Origin of the sequence: Congregibacter sp., assembly GCF_965662665.1 — a bacterium.
GTDB lineage: Bacteria > Pseudomonadota > Gammaproteobacteria > Pseudomonadales > Halieaceae > Congregibacter.
Genome location: NZ_CBFIIF010000005.1, coordinates 1 through 17,009, shown reverse-complemented (window position 1 = coordinate 17,009; position 17,009 = coordinate 1). Strand labels below are relative to the sequence as shown.

At 55.3% G+C, this 17,009-nt stretch carries 18 protein-coding genes; 10 read left to right on the top strand and 8 right to left on the bottom strand.

The genetic code is table 11. The features are described 5' to 3' along the window. Nucleotides 1–5: 5 nt before the first annotated feature. Nucleotides 6–1,205 carry an FG-GAP repeat domain-containing protein gene (locus ACTG39_RS03330; RefSeq protein WP_439106111.1) on the top strand — a complete coding sequence of 400 codons (1,200 nt, stop codon included), beginning with the start codon at nt 6–8 and terminating at the stop codon, nt 1,203–1,205. Nucleotides 1,206–1,237: 32 nt separating this feature from the next. Here the strand turns inward: ACTG39_RS03330 and ACTG39_RS03325 are convergent, their stop codons facing one another. The 4 genes from ACTG39_RS03325 to ACTG39_RS03310 form a co-directional block, all read right to left on the bottom strand. Continuing rightward, nucleotides 1,238–2,185: a nuclear transport factor 2 family protein gene (locus ACTG39_RS03325; protein ID WP_439106110.1), complete on the bottom strand. Its 948-nt coding sequence runs from the start codon at nt 2,183–2,185 to the stop codon at nt 1,238–1,240. Nucleotides 2,186–2,305: 120 nt separating this feature from the next. Continuing rightward, a complete protein-coding gene (locus tag ACTG39_RS03320; protein ID WP_439106109.1) occupies nt 2,306–4,756 on the bottom strand; it encodes a zinc-dependent metalloprotease in 2,451 nt (816 codons plus the stop codon). 120 nt (nt 4,757–4,876) lie between these two features. Further along, on the bottom strand, nt 4,877–6,415 hold the full coding sequence (locus tag ACTG39_RS03315; RefSeq protein WP_439106108.1) for a PQQ-dependent sugar dehydrogenase: 1,539 nt from the start codon (nt 6,413–6,415) through the stop codon (nt 4,877–4,879). A gap of 106 nt (nt 6,416–6,521) precedes the next feature. Beyond that, complete coding sequence (locus ACTG39_RS03310; RefSeq protein WP_439106107.1) at nt 6,522–7,151, bottom strand: LysE family translocator; 630 nt, start codon at nt 7,149–7,151, stop codon at nt 6,522–6,524. A 201-nt stretch (nt 7,152–7,352) separates the two neighbouring features. Between ACTG39_RS03310 and ACTG39_RS03305 the strand changes: the two genes are divergently transcribed. From ACTG39_RS03305 to ACTG39_RS03295, 3 genes are all read left to right on the top strand, one after another. Next, nucleotides 7,353–7,577: a hypothetical protein gene (locus ACTG39_RS03305; RefSeq protein ID WP_439106106.1), complete on the top strand. Its 225-nt coding sequence runs from the start codon at nt 7,353–7,355 to the stop codon at nt 7,575–7,577. A 41-nt stretch (nt 7,578–7,618) separates the two neighbouring features. Continuing rightward, a complete protein-coding gene (locus ACTG39_RS03300; RefSeq protein WP_439106105.1) occupies nt 7,619–8,086 on the top strand; it encodes a nuclear transport factor 2 family protein in 468 nt (155 codons plus the stop codon). A 114-nt stretch (nt 8,087–8,200) separates the two neighbouring features. Beyond that, nucleotides 8,201–8,944 carry a class I SAM-dependent methyltransferase gene (locus ACTG39_RS03295; protein ID WP_439106104.1) on the top strand — a complete coding sequence of 248 codons (744 nt, stop codon included), beginning with the start codon at nt 8,201–8,203 and terminating at the stop codon, nt 8,942–8,944. A 36-nt stretch (nt 8,945–8,980) separates the two neighbouring features. On the opposite strand, the gene ACTG39_RS03290 is transcribed toward ACTG39_RS03295, so the two are convergent. Beyond that, nucleotides 8,981–9,994 (bottom strand): 2-dehydropantoate 2-reductase, encoded by a 1,014-nt coding sequence (locus ACTG39_RS03290; protein ID WP_439106103.1) that lies wholly within the window; start codon nt 9,992–9,994, stop codon nt 8,981–8,983. A 221-nt stretch (nt 9,995–10,215) separates the two neighbouring features. On the opposite strand from ACTG39_RS03290, the gene ACTG39_RS03285 reads away from it, so the two are divergent. From ACTG39_RS03285 to ACTG39_RS03275, 3 genes are all read left to right on the top strand, one after another. Then, entirely contained in the window at nt 10,216–10,707 is a 492-nt protein-coding gene (locus tag ACTG39_RS03285) for a winged helix-turn-helix transcriptional regulator (protein ID WP_439106102.1), read from the top strand. A 59-nt stretch (nt 10,708–10,766) separates the two neighbouring features. After that, entirely contained in the window at nt 10,767–11,546 is a 780-nt protein-coding gene (locus tag ACTG39_RS03280) for an SDR family NAD(P)-dependent oxidoreductase (protein ID WP_439106101.1), read from the top strand. Nucleotides 11,547–11,633: 87 nt separating this feature from the next. Next, nucleotides 11,634–12,236, top strand: coding sequence for a 2-hydroxychromene-2-carboxylate isomerase (locus ACTG39_RS03275; protein WP_439106100.1), 603 nt, complete (start codon nt 11,634–11,636; stop codon nt 12,234–12,236). Between the two features lie 25 nt (nt 12,237–12,261). Here ACTG39_RS03275 and msrB read toward each other — a convergent pair whose 3' ends face one another. Continuing rightward, nucleotides 12,262–12,708: a peptide-methionine (R)-S-oxide reductase MsrB gene (msrB, locus tag ACTG39_RS03270; protein WP_439106099.1), complete on the bottom strand. Its 447-nt coding sequence runs from the start codon at nt 12,706–12,708 to the stop codon at nt 12,262–12,264. 275 nt (nt 12,709–12,983) lie between these two features. On the opposite strand from msrB, the gene ACTG39_RS03265 reads away from it, so the two are divergent. The 3 genes from ACTG39_RS03265 to ACTG39_RS03255 all read left to right on the top strand — a co-directional run bounded on the left by ACTG39_RS03265 (nt 12,984) and on the right by ACTG39_RS03255 (nt 15,823). Beyond that, complete coding sequence (locus ACTG39_RS03265) at nt 12,984–14,225, top strand: alginate export family protein (protein WP_439106098.1); 1,242 nt, start codon at nt 12,984–12,986, stop codon at nt 14,223–14,225. A gap of 117 nt (nt 14,226–14,342) precedes the next feature. Continuing rightward, nucleotides 14,343–14,666: a glutaminase gene (locus tag ACTG39_RS03260; RefSeq protein ID WP_439106097.1), complete on the top strand. Its 324-nt coding sequence runs from the start codon at nt 14,343–14,345 to the stop codon at nt 14,664–14,666. Nucleotides 14,667–14,845: 179 nt separating this feature from the next. Then, a complete protein-coding gene (locus ACTG39_RS03255) occupies nt 14,846–15,823 on the top strand; it encodes an alpha/beta fold hydrolase (protein WP_439106096.1) in 978 nt (325 codons plus the stop codon). Between the two features lie 6 nt (nt 15,824–15,829). Here ACTG39_RS03255 and ACTG39_RS03250 read toward each other — a convergent pair whose 3' ends face one another. Both ACTG39_RS03250 and ACTG39_RS03245 read right to left on the bottom strand, forming a co-directional pair. Further along, the gene (locus ACTG39_RS03250) at nt 15,830–16,348 is read right to left on the bottom strand and encodes a DUF1993 domain-containing protein (RefSeq protein ID WP_439106095.1); all 519 of its coding nucleotides are present in this window, start codon (nt 16,346–16,348) and stop codon (nt 15,830–15,832) included. Nucleotides 16,349–16,410: 62 nt separating this feature from the next. Continuing rightward, nucleotides 16,411–17,009, bottom strand: a 599-nt coding sequence (locus tag ACTG39_RS03245) for an MFS transporter (protein ID WP_439106094.1), incomplete at its 5' end; no start/stop codon positions are given.

The window sequence follows — 17,009 nt, the reverse complement described above, 5'->3', positions numbered from 1 at the left end:
CGGCCATGACAAATTCTTTAACGCCTGCTGTGTTGTTACTCGCTGCCGTGATGACGGCTTGCCAATCTTCCGGTGAGACTGATCATCAGCTGGATGGAAGTCGCTCTTTTGGTAAGCGCTTTGCCCTTGAGGATGAGGCTTTCACGTCGGCCAATGTGAGCATTGGTGATACCAATGGCGACGGCCACTTGGATGTCATTCTGGTGAAAGGCCGGCACTGGCCTCTGCAGAATCTAGTTCGTTACGGCGATGGGGCTGGGGGCTTCGCCGCTGCCTCTTCTATTGGCCCGGGACCTGACCGCTCCTATACCGGCGAGTTAGTAGATCTGGATGGGGACGGTGATCTCGATATGCTCGTCAGTAATGATTCGCCGGACCCCAAGCGTGTCCTGCACAACGATGGGCTGGGTAAGTTTACTGAGGTGCAACAGTTTGGTTCGCCAGAGTGGAATACACGGCACGTGTCCGTCGCGGACTTGAATGGCGATGGCCATCTGGATCTGATCGCCGCTAATAGAGGAGGGCGTGCGCCCACCTCTAGCTTCGTGTGTTTTGGAAAAGCCAATGGACGTGTTCAGGAGACCTGCGAGGCGGTGTATCACGGCTCCGCTACTACCATTACGCCGGCGGATGTTGATGGAGATGGCGATAAGGATCTGGTGATTCCTCACCGGGATGGAGGTCAGAGCGAGGTCCGCTTGAACGACGGCGCGGGGAACTTTGGTAGCCGCACAGTCTTTGGAGGGGTGCGCGTTGGCTATCGCTCCGCTGCGGTCAAGGATTTTAATGGCGATGGCCTGGTAGATATCGCGATCATTGCGCCTGGATCCCGTACGGGGGTTGGAGGCTCTGCCCCCGATGGCGGTAATGGCGTAGTTGCAGCACCGCGCATCGGCATCTTCTTTGCCGAGCCTGAACTTGGTTTTGGTGACTTAAGCTTGTTGACGGAGTCTCAGGATCGGCCCTACGCCATTCATGCCGCAGATGTGGATAGAGATGGCCGGACAGATCTTATCGTGGGCTACATTGAGGCGCGTTCGGTGCTGTGGTTCAACGACGGTGCACGCAAGTTTACCGCGGTGCCCTTTGGCGACGATGAAGGAACTGCCTACGGCTTCTCGGTCGATGACCTGGACGGCGATGGACTGATGGACATCGTTGTCGCGCGGTCTGACGCGCCCAACATGATTTACTTCGGGGAGTAAGACTTGTTTAACAACGTTGCTTTCGGCGATCTCTAGGGCGAGTTAAAGCCAAAAGCCCATTTCCAGCCTTCGGCTGTTTTTACGTAAACCGTTGTCGCATAAACACGCATATCAGCAAAGTGCTGTTCGCCGCAGGTCGCCTTTATGCTGCCCGTGAGCGTCAGCACGGCAACATCGGACAGAACCTGTGTGGCTTCGCTGTTGCTGAGAGTGAAGCTATCTACATCACAAAAAGGGCCGGTCCAGTTAGCAATGGTGTCTGCCTTGGTAGCGAAGTAGTCGCCAAATACGTTTACAAAGGAAATGTCGCCAGCCGTTAGCTCTGTCAGCGCGTTAGCGTCGTGTGCACGCCAGGTCTCCCAGACTGCGTTCTCAGCAGTCCACAAGGAGTCGAGCAATGATCCCTTCGGCGCTGGCTGCTCCTTCGTCAAACTGTCAGCGGCCCCACTAGAGATAGAGTCGCTGGCCGAGGTGGGCTCTACTATGGCGTTTTCGCCGTGATAGGCAATCTGCCAGCTACCTTGCTTGTAAACCCAGAGCGTCGCGGCACGAACCGGTGTCGGCAGGGTGATCGAGATGTCTCCGCTTGAGCAGGTCGCCTGTATATCCATGCGATAACTCAGTACATACGCTTTTTTATTGACCTGGGTGACGTGCGGCGAGCTCAGTTTTAGAGGGTCGCTCACGTCGCAGCTAATAGTGCTGACCATGCCAACCGCGTAGTCCTTGCCCGCGCGGTAGCCACCCTGATAGAGAAAAAAGTCGTCGCTCATGGGCGCCGCATAGCCGTCTGCATCCCCCTTTAAAAACGCCGCTATGACTTCGCGGTCCATCGCGAGGAAAGCCTCGGCGTCGGGTGCTTTTTCAGCCGCGCTCATCTGTGCGACGGCAACATTGCTAAACAGGAACCCGGCCGAGATTACACTCAGCCACTTGGTAGCTGCTTGTTTCAGGAGGGTAGTTGCTTGTTGCAGGAGCATAGGCCTAAGCGTCTTTATGAATCCAAACAGCTACAACAATAGCGGACATTCCATTGTCCGCAAGGACGTTTTGCAAGGAGTACTGCTTCTCTCTGTTTGTCCAACCGAGCGATCGCCCTCTTAGATAGGGTCCCCTGGGGGCATCTTCAGAGCGGTCGCGCCTGGTACTTCACCGGTTTCCTGCCAGCGGCGGATATCCGCAGCCATGCTGTAGCTGTGCGCATCGCGCTTGGCTTTCTTTTGCAGGTCCATGCGCAGTCGGTTTAGACGATCCGCTAACACGCTGCGCACGACTCCACTGCTGGCTGTATTGCTCGCGCTGCTCATCATCTCCCGAGTAGTCACCTGCTGAACAACCTGCAGAACTTTCTTGCGATAGTCGTCGCTGGGTGTTTTGGCTGACCACGTTGCCTCCAGCACGGCGTCGACGACTTCTTCAAGCGTAGGGTAGTCCCCCATGCTGCCGTAGGTGACAAGGCGCTCCATCCTTGCCGGATGTAACACGGTCTGCACCGTCAGACTTGCCGATGCCTCGACGGCACCCAGGGCATCAAAGTAAAGTCCTGCACGACCGGGAAACGCCTCGCCCTGCGCGTAGCGTTGGGCCGGTGGTGGAATTAGCGCAAGGATCTCTTTGGGGAGCGTCAGGAAGTCCACATCTAAAGTCGATAGCACGGTAGAGAGCGCATCGCGCTGTTCCTCGGCTTCAATGATGGTAAGGGCTTGCTGACCGTCGCCCCGCAGCGTGTTGCGATAGTCTGCGCCGCCAATGCTCTGGGCTGCAGCATTCATCTGGAAGCGATGGTGCATGTAGAGTGGGAGTAGCACGTACTCGAGCGTGGAGACAGGCTCGCCCGTGCGTATCAGCTCCTCTCCAAAATTGTCCAAGCCAATTTTGCGCACCTTGATTTCGTGCTTTAGGTGATCAACAAGGTTATCGCCGTTATCCCAGACACTGGCGTAGGGGTGCCCGGCACCGCGAAAATTATTGTTGTTATGCGCCATAAAGAGAAGCCCGCTATCCAGGCTCTCCTGAACAATTTTTTGAAGCTCAGCGGCCTCATCAGCGCTGTCATTAAACTGCGTATAGGAGTAGCGCACGGCCAGCTTGTCGTACTCGCCAATGCGTTGGGGATAGGCATTTGAAAAGTCCAGTTTCCCGTCCTCAGTGATCTCCACCAGGGGCGCTGGGTAGTCCATGACGCTCTCGCGACCATAGCTACTGGATAGATAATTGTGCGGAAAGCCGAGGGTGTGGCCTATCTCGTGGGCAGAGAGTTGCCGCACGCGATCCAGCGCGAGATTTACAGAGGCAGAGTTGTCTCCGGCTGCAGCCGTGAGATAGTCAAATCCCGGTATCATCCCCTGTCCGTGGAGATAGTCCTGACGCAGGCGCAAGCTGCCCAGGTTCACATTGCCCTTGATGATTTCGCCCGTCCGCGGATCAACCACCGAGTAGCCATAGGAATAACCCCGGGTGCGTCGGTGCGTCCAGTGGATCATGTTGTAACGGATGTCCTGCGCATCGACGCCAGCGGGTAACTCACGAACCTGAAACGCATCAATAAAGCCAGCCGCTTCAAAGGCTTGATTCCACCAGCGGCCGCCCTCTATGAGCGCACTCTTGATAGGTTCGGGTACACCGGGGTCCAGATAGTAAATAATCGGCTCGATGGCTTCGGATCTTGCGGCACTGGGGTTTTTCTTTTCGAGGCGATGACGGGCAACAAGACGAACAACAAGGTCCTCGCCGATGGCGGTACCGTAGTCCTGAATTGTGGGGCCGTTAGTACCAATGCGTGGATCTGACAGGCGCGTTTTAAAGCCGTCATCGGGTAGCTTCACGATAGAGTGATGCTGTCGAAGGGTAATGGACGATCCCGTCGCCGCGACTTTGTTGACCAGATCTCCAGGGGCATCGCTGGTGAACGTCAGCATCGCTTCGATCTCGATGTTCTCGGGAAACGCAGCGGTGTTCTCCAGATAAATGGCGCTGCGGGTTTTCTCTAACTTAAAGTCGCCCTGCTTGCGTCGTTTGATTTGTCCCACAACATTGCGGGCATCGCGCAGGAAAAACTCTGTGGCATCGACCAGTACGCTGCCTTCGCTTTCCGCCACGATGTCGAAGCCCCAGTGTACCGATGGTGCAAAGGCGTCTTTTACCGCGGTGCGTTCCAGCTGGTTATCGCTAGTAGCGCGATACCGGTAATTGGGCTCTACCAACAAAACCCGCGGACCCACGCGCCTTGCTTCGAGGATGTGGGTGCCCCGCACCTGTCCCCGGTCAATGCCAATAGGGTTGGAACCCAATCCTGAACCCATAGAAACCTGGTACAGAAACTCCGTATCCAGCTTGTCGATTTCCAGATACATGGATCCTGCAGAGGCATCCCAGTAGAGATCGAAATACCCCTGCATGTGCTGCGTGCCAGCGACCTTGTCGGCCACAGACGGGAGCTCATCGGACCGGGCGTGGCCCGTAGCGGCGATGAGAAAAACCATGAGCGTCAATCGCAGCGCGCTCCCATTGAACCAGCGCGTAGTCGGTTGTGGAGCTCCAAGTGATGTCATGGCTTATGGCCTCAATGCTGAATTGAACGTAGTTCGGGACTTACTATGTGTGCGTCATCATAAAGAAGTCTGTGGCGAGGGGCACCTCGGGAGTAGCGACCGAGCCCCCCGGGTAAATTTTCAGGGACTGCTTAGGTGCTCAGAAAGGTAGCTCAACACCTCGTTGTACTGGGCATCGTTAAGGTTCATGCCTTTGCCGATCATGCTGTTAAGCACGTCCTTCCATTCACCGGGGGATCGCGACTTTGCCATCACCATATCCACGCCGTGGCAGCTACCGCAGGACCTTTGGATCAATTGCTTGCCGTCGGCGTCCGGTAGGGCAGCTCCATCCGCAGAGGCCATTGCTGCCGCCGCCGAGGGAGGCTCAAGGCGGAGCAACATACCGTCAGTGTCCCGGGGACCTCGCAGCCTCCCTTCGGTAAGTAGGTAGATATAGCCGTCCGGCCCCTGACGGATATCCCTAAAACGCACGTCGAGCTCAGTGAGCATCGTGTCGCCTTGCTTGATGAAGTCGCCCCGGATGCTCATTTGCGCGACGGTTTTTGATCCCGCGCCTGCGATCATAAGACTGCCGTTTAGGCGCGGAAACTTGTCGCCGGTGTAAAAGAACATATTTTCTGGATTGAAGGCCGGATTCCAAAAGAACAGGGGGTTGTCCATGCCCTCTCGATACCACGGTTGCTTCGAGACCAGGCTGCCAGAGTAATGTCTGCCAAAAGACACCAGGGGCCAGCCGTAGTTGTGGCCAGGGATGATGCGGTTGATTTCATCACCGCCGGCGGGGCCAAACTCCACTGCCCACATTTCTCCGGTACCGGGATCCCAATCGATACCATAGACGTTTCGGTGCCCGTAGCTGTAGATCTCATCGTCGGCGTCGGGGTTGGTTACGAAGGGGTTGTCCGGGGGCGCGGTGCCGTCTTCTCGTACTCGCAAGATGGTACCGATGTGGTTTTCCAGGTTTTGCGCCTCCGGGCGTGCGCTGGACGTATCGCTGGAGGTGGTGCCGTCGCGATCGCCCACGCTGATATAGAGCATACCGTCCGGGCCAAAGACCATGCGTCCACCGTAGGTGCCCAGGGGGCTCTCCCAGGCATCAACCACGAGAATGTCTTCAACATCCTTGAGTCGGCCCTCATCAAAGCGGGCGCGAAGGATTGCGAGCGTGGTTCCGGTCTGGGGTTCTCGATCTTTTGTGTAAGAGATGTATAGCTGTCGATTCGCCTCAAAGTCCGGGTGGAGCACGATGTCGTGTAAGCCACCGAGTCCGACGTTGTTAATCGCGGGAAGACCGGCCACTGGCCTAGGGTCAAGAACACCATCACTCATCAGACGCAAGCGTCCCGGTCGCTCGGTGATCAACATCTCGCGCCCACCGGGCAAAAACACCAGGCCGTCAGGATGGGACAGACCTTCTGCAAGTTTGACTACGCGGATAGACATTCCGCCTTTGCTTTTCAGAAGCACAGGCTCGTCTACCGCCGCTCCCGTGAGTGCGTCTTTGGGATAGGCCCGGGCAATTTGCGCAGCGGTCAGTGGCGCGGTAATTCCCGGAGTCTCCACAGCGCTATTAACCGATGCATCGGGCTTGCCAAAGGTCGCAAGCGATATCGTTGCCAGGACGGCGGCAGTGGATGCGTAGACAATGGGGCTCATAGTTTCTCCGAAATCTCGGTTTGAGAGATAGGTAGATGCAGAGTATCAAAACACGCGCTGACCAAACGGCAAACGTGGGCCTTAGCCATACTCACTGTGAACAGCACTAGGATGCTGCCAGCCACACGCCCACACCAATCATCAGCGTACCGGCGATACGATTAAGAACGGCGACATTACTGCGTTCTTTTAGGAGCTTGCGCAAGGCTTTGCCACCGGTGGCATAGAGCGTCATGCAGAGAAGTTCCGAGAGCAGGATAATCAAGAGGATGACGCCATTATGCGCATTGATCGGGCCGTTCACCGTCAGCATGAAGGGCGGCAGCAAGGCCATAAAGAACGCCCATCCTTTGGGATTGGCAATGGCCGTCACAAATCCCTGAAGAGCCAGCATGCGACCGGCGGGCACGGCAGAGCCGTCCATCTCATCGGTGGAAATGGCCATCGCGCCTCGAGATCGCCATAACTGCAAGCCCAGCCAGCCCATGTACAAACCTCCAGCGAGTTTAAACACGGTGAACGCGGTGGGGTAACGGAGCATTAGGCTGGCAACCCCAAGACCGCTGAGCGTGGATACCAGCGCTACGCCGGTCACTTCGCCAGCCATCATCCACGCAGTGCGTTTTAGGCCCACGGTCATTCCCAGGGTCATCGCCAAGGTCATACACATCCCTGGCGTCGCGGAGATGAGTATCATCGTGGGAATGAAGAGCAGTAGCTTTGTGACGTCAATCATTCAAAGAGCAGGGCAGTGGGTGAGGTTGAATGCTTACGATGTCTGCTGCTTTGCAGCACCTGGCAACAAGGTTCTCGTCTTTTGTTACTCTCAGTATCGCACTGAATACACGGTAGGTGTCGGTGTGTCATAAATCCCTGAGACGGATGCTACGTGGCGGAAGCAGGGCAGGGCAATCGCAATGTCAAAAGGAGTTTGGGCATGGGTATCGTAGGCGTGTTACTGGCAGCACTGATTATTGGTTTTTTAGTGATGACGAATATGTCCTCCACGGGCGATGGGGTTTCGTCTGAGCCGACCTCCGATAGTGAGGCTCCTATGCAGATCGACACCGATAAGCCCGCCAATGCCGTGGAGTCCTTGGAAAACCGCGCTAACAGTCTGCTCCAGAGTAGCGAGGATAAGTATCGCGATTTAGATCAGTAGCTACCAATTCGGCGCGCCCATGCGCGTTTTAAGGAGTTGAGATGAGACACTTTGGTAAAGCCTTAGCAATAGTCCTCGCGGGACTCAGCAGTGCAAATGCGCTTGCACAGGACTGCAGTTCAGCGGGCGTGAGCAAGGCGCGGACCGCATTTAACCACGCGATTCGAGATGATGACCTTGATGCCATGGCAAGAATTTTCGATGACAACCTTGTGTTGGTGACAGGCTCTGACAGTGATGTCTATTTAGGCAGAGATCGTCAGCTGGAGATTTGGCGTTCAGATGTGAGCGACCCCAATCGACTGCGCTATGTGCGCGAAACAACCGCGGTTGAGATGTCGCCTCTGTATCCCATAGCTATGGAGTCCGGGCTCTGGACAGGATCGGCTCCCGGTGGCGACGAGGTAGGAGGGCAATTCACGGCCAAGTGGCGCTGCGATGATGGGCAGTGGCGACTAGAGGCAGAAATATTCATGACCACGCGATGCAGTAACAGTCTATGCGACTGAAAAGTGCGAATAGCTTTAAGCAGTTGCCCGGGCATGGGCTCGGGCTTACTATCCGTAAGAGCGTTAATTCATAAAAATTCATCGAAGTCGTTCTGACTTTCAAGGAACTGATCAATGAGAAGCTTATTTTTAGCCGTCGCGGCCCTCGTCGCGATAAGTCCAGCAATGGCCGCGGATATCGACGACAAGGTCACCGCAGCACTGGCCGCAGAGAGTCGACCCGAGGCTGATCGTGCTCGGGACCGTAACCGCAAGCCTTTGGCGACGCTCAAGTTCTTTGGCCTCCAAGATGACATGCGCGTTCTCGAACTAATTCCCGGTGGCGGCTGGTATACGCGAGTACTCGCGCCCGTACTCGCCGAGGACGGCAAGCTCTATGTTGCTTTGGGCGCTGGTCGCCTGAGCGAGGGTTTGCTCACCGAGCCGGGCTTTGAAGGGGTGACTGTCATCGAGGACGAGGCAAATATGCGCCGGGAGTCTGGTTCACGTTATTACACGATGGATTCTGTCGACCTGGACGTCGATAACATCGACATGGTTTTAACCTTTCGGAATGTACACAACTTTGACGCTGGGGGTCGCGCAGGTATGCATGCAGCGGCCTTCGCGGCACTCAAGTCCGGTGGTATCTATGGCGTAGTCGATCACACCAAGCGTCACATGGAGTCTGAGACTCCGGAGAATCGTCGCCGCGTTGATCCGGTGCAGGCTATCAAGGAGATTGAGGCCGCAGGATTCGAGTTCGTCGATTATTCGACCCTGCACTACCGAGCGGATGATGAGCTTGAGTATGAGGTAGGCCGTAAGTCTGTGTCCGGCAACACGGATCGGTTTACGTTGAAGTTTCGAAAGCCCTAGGCATTTCACTCCGGGCTGGAGATTGTGGTTGAGTTCTCAGGGCTCGCTAAACAGTCTTCCGGCCAGTTCTGCCGGTGTCCAATCGCGGGATTGAGCACCGGTTTCCACTTGCCGAACCAGTTCCACCAGACGTTGGTTGACGGGGGCAGCAAGTCCCTCGGCAACGGCTTCACGCACTACGGCTGCATTGAGATAGTCCACCTCGGTCTTTTTGCCATTGTGCAAGTCCCACCACATAGAGGCGCGCGCTGTCGGGTCAATGGCGAGCATTTTCTTGCCCAGCAGGGCAAACAGCCAGTCGGGAACATCTAACAAACGCGGTATCCAATGAGGCGGTAGTGGTGCTAATTGTGGCAGGGCAATATCTTTGCTGTCGGTGACAACCAGCATCTCCTTCATCAATGCGGCGATGAGTTTGCGCAGACCGCGCTGCTCGAGCATGGTCTTTACGGGAACGTCTGACAACGCGTTCACCGCATTAGCCAGATTTAACTGTAATTTTGCCCACTGCTCTGCACGGAATTCGCGGCTACTGCGCGTTGGCATCAGGCCGCTGTTTAAACGTTTAGCCAGGTCCGGAACATCCCCACGACCATCATCCTCAATTACCAGTGTGCCCTCGGTTGAACGGTGTAAGCGGTTGCTGGCGGGTTGAGCCACGTTCGAGCCGAAGACGGCCTGTATGACGCGGACGTCGGTAAAACGGTCACGCAACTGCGCATCACTGCCGAGTCCGTTTTGACAGCAAACGATGGTGATTTGGGGGCCTACATATCCTGCCAACTCCTCCAGCACAGATTCGACAGCAGTGCATTTTACCGTGAGCCACAGATAGTCGTACTCGCACGATGCTTCGGGGTCGGCAAAGGTGGGTGATGGGATGGAGCCTTCATTGCCAAGATAGTCACTAAGCAGCAGTTCGTCGGACAGCGCCTCACGGACCGCAGGCCTTGCGACCATTGCGCAGTTTAGGCCTGCCAGCGTTATAGCGCCCGCCATGTAGCCGCCGATCAGTCCCGCGCCAAATACCAGATGCTTAGCGTCTTGCATGAATGTTTCTCATTGTTTGCAGGGAGCATTATAGGTCTTGTGGGCTACCGATTGACGTCGCTGGTTATCCACCATGGGAGAGTTTGAGCGCGAAGAGGCGAGTGGGAGTTTGCATAGACCTTTCGGCAATCGTTTACGGGCTTACACATAATTTAGTTGCAAAAGAAAACCAAAAAACCTACTGTTGCTCCTGTGATGAAGATAGCGACCAGCCAGAAGAGATGACCAAGAAACACCAACAGACCTGCCCCATCGCCGAATTCCTGAATGTCTTTGGTGATGCATGGACATTGCTGGTTGTCCGCGAGGCCTTCTACGGTGCCACGCGTTTTGGCGAGTTTCGAACAAACACCGGCGCTGCCAAAAACATCCTCAGTGATCGCCTCAACCTGTTGGTCCAGCAGGGAGTGTTGGAAACCGTCGACATTGGAGAGCACGGCACACGTTATGAGTATCAGCTGACTGAGCGAGGAGAGTCTCTGATGCCTGTGATTGTGGCGATGACTCAGTGGGGTAATGAGCAGGTTTACGGCAAAGATCGCGAGGCGGTGAGCTTTTTTGAAAAACGCTCAGGAAAAAAGCTGCTCAAGCTGCGGCCCACAGACAGGGACGGCAATGTGCTCGGGTTAAAGGATATTGTCGTAAGGGCCGGGCCCGGTGCAAGTTCTGCGGCTCGACAGCGCATCGCCCAGATGAATATGGGTGGCGACTGAAGTCATGCTGACGATCGGGGCTGCTCGAAATGGATAATTTTTGAGGGATGGCGATAACAATGAAAAAAGTCTGTTTGGTTATAGGCGCGGGTGCGGGTATTGGAGGCACTGTGGGTAAGCGGTTCGCCAGGGACGGCTATCACGCCGTCCTCTGCCGACGCAGTGATGAAACAGGCCTGAATCGCCTGGTGGCAGAGATAGAAGAAGCGGGCGGTTCCGCCAGCGGAAAACTGCTCAACGCCATCGAGGATGATGCTATTGAGAACCTGATTGCAGATACCGAGGCGAACGTTGGTCCCATTGAAGTCGTGCTGTTTAATCTGGGCGCGCAGATTGGCAACCGCCCTTTATCTGATACCAGTTATAAGATGTTTGAGACTGGCTGGCGCCTGGCTACGCTGGCTCTGTTTAGAGTGGCAAAGAGTGTGGTGCCGCTGATGGAAGCGCGGGGTAGCGGTACCCTGCTGGTAACATCTGCTACCGCCGCGGTCCGTGGCAATGGGGGTCAGCACTCTCATGCAGCGGCTATGGGCGGTCGGCGTATGCTTTGCCAAACCCTCAATGCCGAATACGCATCCCGGGGCATTCACATTGCTCATGTACTCATCGACGGCGCCGTGGACGCTCCCGACACGCTGGGCAAGATGCTCGGCCCCGAAAATTTTGCAAAGCTGCGCGAGGCCAAAGGCCAGGATCATGATGGCTTGTTACTGCCTGAGCACATGGCTGAGACCTACTTTCATCTTGCCCATCAGCACCGATCTGCCTGGACCTTTGAGGCAGACCTGCGAGCGCATTCGGATCTGGCCTGGTGGAATCACGCACCCAAGCTGGTTTGATGGTTTTGCCATCACTGACTATCTAATTCAGCAGGCCGTGTATGCCCGTGCGTTAGCTTGCTTTTATTCGAGACAAGAGGATTTAACATGAGCAAAGAATTACAGTTTGTTTTCGACTTTGGCAGCCCCAATGCCTACCTTTGTTACAAGGCTCTGCCATCTTTACTGGAGCGTACCCAAGCCAAGTTGACGGTCATTCCCTGTCTGCTGGGTGGGATTTTTAAGTCCACGGGCAATCAGCCACCGATGATGGCTTTTCAGAGTGTGAAGGGAAAGCTCGAATACGATCAGCTGGAGATCCAGCGCTTCATCAAGAAGTACGAACTGTCTGACTTCAGCTTTAATCCCCACTTTCCTGTTAACACACTGCTGTTAATGCGTGGCGTTATTGCTGCTCAAAACGCAGGGGTTATGGAACAGTATCTGGAAGTTGGAATGTCATGCATGTGGGAGCAAGGACTCAAAATGGATGATCCCGAGGTTTTTGCAGAGGCGATGACTGCTGCTGGCCTGGATGGTCAGTCTCTGCTGGAGAGCACTGCCGACCCTGAGGTAAAAGCCAAGCTCATGGAGAATACAGCCAACGCCGTCGAGCGGGGCTGCTTTGGTATTCCTACTTTTTATGTGGGCGATGAGATGTTCTTTGGCAAAGAACGCTTTGCGCAGATTGAAGAAGAGTTAATGCGCTAGCCGTTTGCCTCGGTCCCAAGGCGCTTCAGTCGCTGTCTACCTGATTGAGGTAGTCGCCATAGCCTTGGGCTTCCATGGCGTCGCGGTGCACAAATCGTAGCGACGCCGAGTTAATGCAGTAGCGTAGACCGCCGCGATCGGCAGGGCCATCCGGGAAAACGTGCCCTAGATGGCTATCGCCGTGGTTGCTGCGCACCTCGGTACGAATCATGCCGTGGCTGGAGTCCTTGAGTTCATTGACGTAGGCCGGCTCGATGGGCTTGGTAAAGCTCGGCCAGCCGCAGCCCGATTCGTACTTGTCGGTAGAAGCGAATAGGGGCTCACCGGAAACAATGTCCACATAAATCCCTGGCTCGTGGTTGTTCAGATACTCTCCCGTTCCCGGCCGTTCAGTGCCGCTTTCTTGTGTGACTCTGAATTGCTCCGCGTCCAGCGCGGCAATAGCTTCTGAGGTCTTTTTGTAGGTCTTCATTGTGTGTTCCTTCTGCGAGTCGCAGCTGCTACCTGCGTCACTGGGTAAGTACCTAAATGCTTGGATTCCAATTTTAGCGGGTTTGATCCGTTTATTGCCGCGAATGGATTATGAGGGTGCATTGTGGACTGATTCACGGAGCGCCGGGAGAACTGACCCAGCAAACCACCGGTTCTTCAAAGATACCTGCGCCTAAGCAAGCTCTCGGATTACTTTTGGCCAAAGGTTCAATATAGTGTGCACCCCTGATCGAATTCCCTTTAAGTCCGCAGAGCATGACACGCACTTATAAAAATCTAGGCTCGGCTTTTCTATCGGTGCTATGTCCGCTTTTTGCGACAGCCGCGCACGCTCAAGAGAGCGTCAGTGAGCAACTTTCGAGTGTCTTCACGACGGGCTCGGTTGATCTCGATCTTCGCTACCGCTATGAAAATGTCGACGAGGATGGCTTTGATGAGTCTGCTGAGGCGTCTTTGTTACGCACTCGATTGACCCTCACTTCCGGACAACTTGGCGGCCTATCGGGGTTGCTGGAGATCGACGACGTGTCTTCTATTGGCAGCGAGAATTACAACTCGACGGAGAACGGTAAGATTGAGTACCCGACCATTGCCGACCCCGAGGGTACCGAGTTCAATCAGGCGTTTTTACGCTACTCCGTGACAGATCTGGATGCCACGCTTGGACGGCAGCGTATCGTATTGGACCGAGGTCGCTTTATTGGCGCTAAGCCCTGGCGGCAAAACGAACAGACCTATGATGCGGCAAGGCTCCAGTGGCAAGCGCTGCCCGCCCTCGCAATAGACGCGAGTTACGTTAATCAGGTGAGTCGTGTCTTTGGGCCCTTTGATGGCAGTAATCCGGCTGACTGGCACGGCGACAGCGCTTTTTTGCGCATGGGTTACCAAGTCGCTGAAGGCCATAAGCTGGCGGCTTTTGCCTATCTGTTAGAAGTGGATCCGCAGCGCGAATTTAGTTCAGCAAAAACCGTGAACAACTCCAGTGATACCTTTGGTTTGTCTTACACCGGAGCTTTCTCTGATCTAAAGGTACTGGCTCGCCTTGCGACGCAAACGGCGTCGGGTGAGAGTGAGCTCTACTATCGAGCGCCCTACTATGTGGTGGAGCTGGCAGCGCCTGTGGGAGCGGTGAATCTCAAGGCGGCCTATGAGGTTCTGGGCGCCGATAATGGTGTGGGCTTTGGGACGCCCTTGGCCAATGGCCATGGTGTTCAGGGTTGGGCGGACAAGTTTCTCGCCACCCCTGAAGACGGCATTCAGGACGCCTGGATATCGGTAAGTGGGGACATGGGGCCCGTGGCTTTGACCGCGCGTTATCACGATTTTTCTGCGGAATCATCCAGTGTGAGCTTCGGCACCGAGATTGATTTGCAGGCGCAGTGGGTAATTAACGAGTGGCTCACCGTTACCGCCAAAGCGGCTGTATTTGAGACCGACGAGCCCACACGCTATCCGGATACGACCAAAGCGTGGCTCATGCTGCAGCTTCGTTTGTAAGCGGATGACCGGCACTGCCGCGGCGTGTTTTGAACCCCTCGCGTAGGTCACTTGATCAGGTGGTGTTTTACACAATTTGGCCTTAGAGTCCTTGGGTCTACACGCTGGAGTTCTGCTATGAATCGATATGCGATTGTTCTCTCGTTCGCGTACTTATCCGCCACTGCAGCCTACGGGCAGTCCGATGCAGAAACCCCTCCTCTCGAGGAAATGTGGCAAATCTTGCAGGCGCAGCAGGCAGAGATTGATGCGCTAAAAGCGGAGAATGCGACGCTCAAGGAGAACCAGTTGAGCGTTGTCCCGGTCGTGCCCGGAAAATTTGCGATAGCCGCGTTTTCGCCTCGACTCAACGCGGCGGGCAATAGCGTGCGCGCGCAGCGGGCGATTCGACAGATTGCCGGAGATCTGGGCGTAGGACTCTATGGCCCTAACCCGGATTGATTAACGCGATTAACGTGCACGATTTTTTTTGAGCCGTGCAAACTCTCTCGTAGCATCAAGCCCAAGATTGAGGTCGACGCCCTGATCTAAGCCTTCGCTTATTGGTGACCATCGCCCCCTCAACAAATAGTAAACTTCCGCTTCGCTAAACGTCGTTCCTCAAACAACCATGGAGTGGTATGAATACCGTTGTCACTACACCCACCGATCTTGCGACCGAACTGCCCCCCGATGCCGCGGATGTCCCGACGTGGTTGGAGAGCGCCTTGTCGGTGCCTCGCGAGGAGGGTTGGGTTCCGTCCGGTGGCTGTGATATTCGCTACTTTCGCTGGGGCAATCCCGAAAACCCTCCCTTACTATTAATGCATGGGTTCCTGGCCCACTCCCGCTGCTTTGGCTTTATCGCGCCCTTTCTTGCACAGCACTATCACGTGGTGGCGTTCGATCTTTCAGGTATGGGCGATTCCGGTGTGCGTGACAATTACCCCGATGATGTGCGTGCGGACGAAGTGGTGGACGTAGCCCGGAGCACCGGTTTGTTTGATCACAGTATTAAGCCAATCGTCATCGCTCACTCCTATGGAGGGCATGTAGCGTTGACTGCGATGCAAGACAATCACGCACTGTTTGGCGGGGTGATAATTTGCGATTTGATGGTGTTGCGCCCTGAGCGGCTCAAGGAACACTTTGGATCAGGGAAGCCGCTGCGCTCAGACACTAGTCGCCCTAATCGCGTCTACCCGGATTATGAGTCGGCCAAAGCGCGTTTCGTACTGTCGCCACCTCAACCGGTTAGTGTTCCCAGTTTGTTTGACTATATGGCATACCACTCTCTCAAGCAGGTCGAAGGTGGTTGGACGTGGAAGTTTGATACCAGCGTTTTTCAAAGTGATTTTGGTCAAAGCGACCGTATGATGCGTCAGGGTCAAATTATCGCTGAAACCCAGGGTCGCAAAGCTATCGTCTATGGTGAGGACAGCGTACTTTTTGATGACGATTCTGCCGACTACATTCGTGAGTGCGGCGCCGTGGACATGCCCATCGTTGGTATTCCCGGGGCGCGCCATCACCTCATGCTGGATGAACCCATCGCCTTTGTAAGTGTTTTGAGAACTATTCTGGCACAGTGGAACGCTGAGCCGTCCTCTAATGTTTAGCCCGGCCTAGCCCACGCGCAGAGGACCTAAATACGCCATTTTTCCGAGGGGGACCCCCTGCATGCGCAGGAGGTCATACATCGTCGTCGCGTGAAAATAGAAATTGGGGAGAGAAAACGACATAGCAAAGTTGCTCATGGTGAACGGGACTTCTCGTTCACCTATACGAAAAACCATGGGTTTATCGGCGAGTTGTTCCATCTCTTCGCGTGAGACCTCGCCCACTCCGGCGAGAGCTTCGTCCACCAACCCCTGCAAGCCCGCATAGTCCAGACCGGGCTTTAGAGGAGGGGGTTGAAACAAACCTTCCCGCATGCCGTTGACTGCACCCAGAGAGTGATGCCAAATCGAGATCACCTGGAAGCTCAAAGGCGCCATGTCATCGCGCATGCGCAAGTTCACGAAATCGTCCGGGTTTGTATCATTACTGGCAGCAAACTCGGCGCCACGTTCAAGGACGCCTTTCGCGCCACCCAGCGTCTGCAGGTAACTTTCTACGGTTAGTTCATACAGCGATACAGTCATCGTGGAGCCTCATGCGTTCTTCTGTTGGTAGTAGGTATGTACTGAGAGTGGTTTTTTATGGGTCACGCTCTTTCGATATCGCCCACGATGGGTTCGCCCGTTGCGAAGAGTAGCCAGACAATCGCACCAAAAACATTAATGCTGGCTGCAACGATAAAGGTAGCGGTGTATCCACCGGTTAGGTCTACGAGCATACCTGTGAGCGCCACACCAATAATACCGGGTAGCGTGCCGCCAATATTGGTGATGCTGAAAAGTACATCAGCGTGACGTGGAGCGACGTCCAGATGATTGCAGGCAAAGCCGGCCCAGGCCATGGATGAAATACCAAAGGCCGCGCAAAGCGAGAACAAAGCCATCCCGGGCGTCGTCGCCTGAGATGCCAGAAGCAACATGCCCGCACCACCGATTAGCCCGCAGCACTGCATGAATTTACGTACAAAGGTTACGCTCACGCCGCCGGCGATCCAGCGATCTGCCACATAGGCCGATAAGTTTCCGCCCACGAACTGGCAAACCCAGGGACCGATCGCAAACAAGCCAGATCCGGCGATGGACAAACCTTGTACGTCCCGGAAGTAGCTTGGTAGCCAGGCCAGGAACAAGTACAGCGTCCAGTTTGCGCAGAAGTGGTTGACGATGAGCGCCCATATAGCCGGGT